The organism is Curtobacterium sp. B18 (assembly GCF_000333375.1).
Lineage (GTDB): Bacteria > Actinomycetota > Actinomycetes > Actinomycetales > Microbacteriaceae > Curtobacterium.
This window is the reverse complement of the sequence record NZ_BACZ01000142.1, coordinates 1-240: the sequence shown is the minus strand read 5'-3', so window position 1 is coordinate 240 and position 240 is coordinate 1. Positions and strand designations below refer to the sequence as shown.

At 73.8% G+C, this 240-nt stretch carries 1 pseudogene; it reads right to left on the bottom strand.

The window, feature by feature from the left end:
• Positions 1-240, bottom strand: a pseudogene (locus tag I5E_RS03890) (N-acetyltransferase); the annotation flags it as partial.

Genomic DNA, 240 nt, shown 5'->3' with positions numbered 1-240 from the left:
CGACGCAGATCGCGCCGGCCCCGATCGACGCGCCGTCCTCGACGACGACGGCGGTGGGCTGCCAGTCGGACGCGTCCTGCTTGGTGCCGTCGGGGTTGACGGCGCGGGGCACGTTGTCGTTCGTGAGCACGGCACCGGGGCCGATGAAGACACCGGCGCCGAGGACGGCCGGGCCGTAGACGAGGGCGGCGTTCTGGATCTTGCAGCGGGCGCCGACGACGACGCCGGCGCCGATCGTCA